Here is a 5,511-nt window from a genome sequence, read left to right as displayed (position 1 = left end):
TGAGTGCGGTCCCGGATAGCGATATTGCATAAGGTTATATGTCTTGCGTATTTCCCGCGTAGCGGTTTTGATGGAAGAATCATGTCGAATGGCCTTGGCGGCCGCCGGCACGATGCCGGATGATCCGGCGCTTTGGCGCCGACCCGTTTCCCTACCGAACCCGCATTGCAGGAGACATCATGAGTCATCTACGCCTGGGCGATACCGCCCCCGATTTCGAACAAGAGTCCTCGATCGGTCCCATCCGCTTTCATGAGTACCTGGGTAATAGCTGGGGCGTGCTGTTCTCGCATCCGGCCGATTTCACGCCGGTCTGCACGACGGAGCTGGGTTACACGGCCAAGCTGGCCGACGAATTCGCCAAACGCAACGTGAAGGTGCTGGCGCTGTCGGTGGACGACGTGGATTCGCACACCAAGTGGATCGACGACATCAACGACACGCAGTCGACCCGGGTCAATTTCCCGATCATCGCGGACCAAGACCGTGCCGCCGCAAGGCAATTTCTGCTCCAACGCCATGGACCTGCTGTATTCGCCGCAGGAAACCATGAGCACCTTCCGTTTCCACGGCTGGACGGTGGTGGAAATGGAAACCGACGACGGCATCGTGGGCCTGGGCAACGTCGCCCTGGCGCCGCGCGTGGCCAAGGCCGTCATCGACCAGTACCTGGCGCCCCTGGTCATCGGCCACGATCCCTGGGACTACGAGTACCTCTGGCAGCGCATGTACCGCGCCACGCACGCCTGGGGCCGCAAGGGCGTGACCATGGCCGCCATCTCGGCGGTGGACCTCGCCATCTGGGACATCCTGGGCAAGTCCGTGGGCAAGCCGGTGTTCAAGCTGCTGGGCGGGCGCACCAAGGAGAAGATTCCCTGCTATTACTCCAAGCTCTACCGCACCGACCTGAAAGCCATGCAGCAAGAGGCGCAGACCTATCTGGACCAGGGGTTCACCGCCTTCAAGATGCGCTTCGGCTACGGGCCCGCGCACCTGCAGAAGGGCGTTGTGGAAAACCTGAAATCGGTGGAGGCGGTGCGCGAGGTCATCGGCTACGACACCGACCTCATGCTGGAGTGCTACATGGGCTGGAACGTGGACTATGCCCGGCGCATGCTGCCCAAGCTGGAGAAGTTCGAGCCGCGCTGGCTGGAAGAGCCGGTGATCGCCGACGACATCGACGGCTATGCCGAACTCAACCGGCTGGGGTCGATTCCGATCTCGGGCGGCGAGCACGAGTTCTCGCTGCTGGGCTTCAAGCAGTTGCTCGACCGCAAGGCGGTGTCGGTGGTGCAGTACGACACCAACCGCGTGGGCGGCATCACCGCGGCGCACAAGATCAATGCGCTGTGCGAGGCCCACAGCGTGCCGGTGGTGCCGCACGCGGGCCAGATGCACAACTACCACCTCACCATGAGCACGCTGGCCTCGCCCATGAGCGAGTACTTCCCCATGTTCGACGTGGAAGTGGGCAACGAGCTGTTCTACTACATTTTCGACGGCGAGCCCGTGGCCCGCGAAGGCTTCATCGACCTGGAAGACGACAGGCCGGGCCTGGGCCTGACCCTCAAGACCGAATACCTCGACCAATTCAACATCATCGAGTAGCGCCATGAGCCTCACGCAAGCGCCGCGGTACCGCGGCATTTTCCCGGTGGTTCCCACGCCCTTCACCGAGTCCGGCGAGCTGGACCTGGCGAGCCAGAAGCGTGCGGTGGACTTCATGATCGACTGCGGGGTGGACGGGCTGTGCATCCTGGCCAATTTTTCCGAGCAGTTCGTGCTGGCCGACGACGAGCGCGAGACGCTCACGCGGCTGATCCTGGAGCACGTGGCGGGGCGGGTTCCCGTCATCGTCACCACCACGCACTTCAGCACGCGCGTCTGCGCCGCGCGCAGCCGCCGCGCGCAGGACATGGGCGCGGCAATGGTGATGATCATGCCGCCGTATCATGGCGCCACCCTGCGCGTGCCGGAGCCGCAGATCGTGGAATTCTTCCAGCGCGTGTCCGACGCGCTGGATATTCCCATCATGATCCAGGACGCGCCCGTCAGCGGCACGCCACTGCCGGCGGCCCTGCTGGCGCGCATGGCGCGCGAGATTGCCCAGGTGTCGTACTTCAAGATCGAAACGGCGGGCGCGGCGTCCAAGCTGCGCGACCTGATCGCGCTGGGCGGCGGCGCGGTCGAGGGTCCGTGGGACGGAGAAGAAGGCATCACGCTGCTGCCCGACCTGGACGCGGGCGCACCGGCTCCATGACCGGCGGCGGCTTCGCCGACGGCATACGCCCCATTATCGAGGCCCACCGGGCGGGCGAGCGCGACGAGGCCTGCCGCCGCTACGAGCGCTGGCTGCGCGCACATCAACTACGAAAACCGGCAGGGCGGCATCCTGACGGCCAAGGCGCTCATGAAAGCCGGCGGCGTCATCGCCTGCGAGGCCGGCCGCCATCCGTTTCCGCCCATGCGCCCCGAGGTGCGGGACGGCCTGCTCGACGCCGCGCGCGAGCTGGATCCGCTGGTGCTGCGCTGGGGACGCTGAAACGGCCCGCCGCCGGCCATTGGGCCGGCAGGCCGAACACGCTGTTCCTCCTGTACGGATAAACAGCGGCGCATGGCCGGTAAAATGACCCGCTCTCCATTTTCGCGGGGGCTTCAGTGCAGCCGGTTATATCAGTGCAGGGGCTGTCCAAGCGCTACGCGTCGGGATTCCAGGCCCTCAGGAACGTAAACCTGGAGATCCGGCGCGGCGAGATTTTCGCGCTGCTAGGACCCAACGGGGCGGGCAAGACCACGCTCATCAGCATCATCTGCGGCATCGTCAACCCCACCGAGGGCAGGGTATGGGCCGACGGCCACGACATCGTCGCGGATTACCGCGCGGCGCGCTCGGCCATCGGGCTGGTGCCGCAGGAAATCTCCACCGACGCCTTCGAAAGCGTCTGGAGCACGGTGAACTTCAGCCGCGGCCTCTTCGGCAAGCCGACCGACCATGCCTACGTGGAGAAGGTGCTGCGCGAGCTGTCGCTCTGGGACAAGAAAGACAGCCGCATCATGGCCCTGTCGGGCGGCATGAAGCGCCGCGTCATGATCGCCAAGGCGCTGTCGCACGAGCCCAAGATCCTGTTCCTGGACGAACCCACCGCGGGGGTCGACGTGGAGCTCAGGCGCGGCATGTGGGACATGGTGCGCCGGCTGCGCGAAAGCGGGGTCACCATCATCCTCACCACGCACTACATCGAGGAAGCGCAGGAGATGGCCGACCGCATCGGCGTGATCCGCAAGGGCGAGATCATCCTGGTTGAGGAAAAGCACGCCCTCATGAAGAAGCTGGGCAAGCGCCAGCTCGCGCTTACGCTCAAGTCGGCGCTGCCCGCCGTGCCCGAGGCGCTGGCCGCCTACGCGCTGGAGCTGGGCGAGGAGGGCCGCAAGCTGGTCTACACCTACGACGAGCAGGGCGGGGCGGCCATCTCCCGGCTGCTGCGCCAGCTCAACGAGCTGGGCATTGAATTCACCGACCTCCACACCTCCGAAAGCTCGCTGGAGGAGATTTTCGTCAGCCTGGTGCACCAGTCATCATGAACTTCTACGCTATCCGCGCCATCTACCGCTTCGAGATGGCCCGCGCCTGGCGCACGCTGATGCAGAGCGTGGCCTCGCCCGTCATTTCCACCTCGCTGTATTTCGTGGTGTTCGGCTCGGCCATCGGCTCGCACATGGTGCAGATCGACGGCGTGAGCTACGGCGCTTTCATCGTGCCCGGCATGATCATGCTGTCGCTGCTCACGCAGAGCGTGGCCAACGCCTCGTTCGGCATCTACATGCCGCGCTTCCAGGGCACCATCTACGAAATCCATTCCGCGCCCATCTCATATCTGGAGATCGTGATGGGCTACGTGGGAGCGGCAGCCAGCAAGTCCATCATCCTGGGGCTCATCATGCTGGCGACGGCGCGCCTGTTCGTGCCGTTCGGCATCGCGCATCCGCTGGCGATGATCGGCTTCCTGGTGCTGACCTCGATCACATTCAGCCTGTTCGGATTCATCATCGGGATCTGGGCCGACGGCTTCGAGAAGCTGCAGATCATCCCGCTCATGATCATCACCCCGCTTACCTTCCTGGGCGGCACCTTCTATTCCATCAAGATGCTGCCGCCCTTCTGGCAGACCGCCACGCTGTTCAATCCGGTGGTCTACCTGGTGAGCGGGCTCCGCTGGTCCTTCTATGGCGTGGCCGACGTCAGCCTGGGCGTGAGCGTGGGCATGACGCTGGCCTTCCTGGCGCTGTGCATGTTCGTGGTGCGCTGGATCTTCAAGACCGGCTACCGCCTCAAGACCTGATCATGGGCGCACGGCGCGCCAGGCCGTCGAAGGCGTCCAGCAGGCGCTCGCGCCATGCGTACACCGCGTCGCCTTCGTCGAGCAGGGCGTGCGCGCTGGTGCAGCGCGCCCACATGAACATGCCGAAGACGGCATAGTCCGCGTAGGCGGGCTGGTCGCCGGCCAGGTAGGGCTGGCGCTCCAGCGTCTGGCGCAGCGGCTGCAGGGCCTGGCGGAACAGCCCGATCTGCGCCTCGTAGCCGGGCGGCAGCTCTTCCAGCGGGCCGAAGCGCTTTTCGCGCGTGGCGCGGAAATAGTCCTTGTCTTTTTCGTGGATCAGCGCGTGGATGGAGGGCAGCAGCAGGCGCGCCAGGATGGGCACCAGCGTGGCGTCGGCCCAGCCGTTCGCGAAACGCGACACGCCGCGGCCGATGGCGCCACCGAAGAGAGAGGGGCGGTCGGGGTAGCGGTCTTCGAGATGGCAGGCGATGCGCCAGGAATCGCTCACCGTGGTGTCGCCGTCCACCAGCACCGGCACCAGCTTCTGCTCCGAGAAGGCAATGGCTTCCTTCTCGGTGAAGCGCCAGGGCACGGTGCGCACGGCCAGGCCCTTGTGGGCCAGCGCCATGCGCGTTTTCCAGCAATGCGGGCTGAAGCGCAGCGATTCGTCGGCGCCGGCAAGGTCGTAAAGAATGCGTTCCGCGGTCACGATACAGGGACTCCCGTGATGGATTGAGGGGCTGATGCGCCGCAACAGCATAACGCCGCGACCCTGTATGCGCGACGGCGCCGGGGGAGCCCGGCCCGGCTCGCGCCCGGTGCGCGCCGGCCCCTAGCGCGGTGCGGCGCCGCGCCTGCTCAGGTCGATGACGCGCTGCTTGAGCTGCGGATTCTGTTCCACCGCCCGGCTGATGCCGTTGAACTCCTCCACCGACAGGCCGTCGGCCCGCACCAGCTTCACCATCTTGGCGTCGGCCTCCTGCACGATCTTCTGCTTGGCGTCGTCGGTCTTGGCGGCTTCGACCTTGGGCCGGTATTCGTCCACCACGCCGGCCACCTTCTGCGAAGCCGAGGCGAAGCGCTGCAGTTGCTGGTCGGTGGGATTGGGCACCGCCTGCATGGGGCAGCGGCGCCTGCGAGGCCGGCGCGTTTTGCGCCGGCGCGTCTTGCGCCGCATGTTCTGCGCCAGGGT

Annotated in this window: 5 protein-coding genes and 2 pseudogenes; 5 read left to right on the top strand and 2 right to left on the bottom strand. The window is 65.7% G+C overall.

The annotated features are described in order from the left end of the window. Positions 1-179: 179 nt before the first annotated feature. From AD428_RS25685 to AD428_RS21895, 5 genes and pseudogenes are all read left to right on the top strand, one after another. A pseudogene (locus tag AD428_RS25685) lies at positions 180-506 on the top strand (redoxin domain-containing protein); the annotation flags it as partial. Next, positions 460-1,608, top strand: coding sequence for an L-rhamnonate dehydratase (locus AD428_RS21910; protein ID WP_053246578.1), 1,149 nt, complete (start codon positions 460-462; stop codon positions 1,606-1,608). The pseudogene AD428_RS25685 and the gene AD428_RS21910, both read left to right, overlap by 47 nt. A gap of 4 nt (positions 1,609-1,612) precedes the next feature. After that, positions 1,613-2,542, top strand: a pseudogene (locus AD428_RS21905) (dihydrodipicolinate synthase family protein). Positions 2,543-2,658: 116 nt separating this feature from the next. Beyond that, positions 2,659-3,582, top strand: a complete 924-nt coding sequence (locus AD428_RS21900; RefSeq protein ID WP_053246577.1) for an ABC transporter ATP-binding protein — start codon at positions 2,659-2,661, stop codon at positions 3,580-3,582. Then, positions 3,579-4,340: an ABC transporter permease gene (locus tag AD428_RS21895; protein ID WP_053246576.1), complete on the top strand. Its 762-nt coding sequence runs from the start codon at positions 3,579-3,581 to the stop codon at positions 4,338-4,340. Before AD428_RS21900 ends, AD428_RS21895 begins: the two co-directional genes overlap by 4 nt. Here the strand turns inward: AD428_RS21895 and AD428_RS21890 are convergent. After that, positions 4,330-5,028: a glutathione S-transferase family protein gene (locus AD428_RS21890; RefSeq protein ID WP_200908081.1), complete on the bottom strand. Its 699-nt coding sequence runs from the start codon at positions 5,026-5,028 to the stop codon at positions 4,330-4,332. The two genes, AD428_RS21895 and AD428_RS21890, sit on opposite strands and share 11 nt — an antisense overlap. A 123-nt stretch (positions 5,029-5,151) precedes the next feature. Next, positions 5,152-5,496 (bottom strand): DUF4168 domain-containing protein, encoded by a 345-nt coding sequence (locus AD428_RS21885; RefSeq protein ID WP_235491069.1) that lies wholly within the window; start codon positions 5,494-5,496, stop codon positions 5,152-5,154. Positions 5,497-5,511 lie beyond the last annotated feature (15 nt).

Source organism: Achromobacter sp. DMS1 (genome assembly GCF_001270295.1).
The sequence above is the reverse complement of the archived record's forward strand: the minus strand, read 5'-3'. Positions and strand labels throughout refer to the sequence as shown.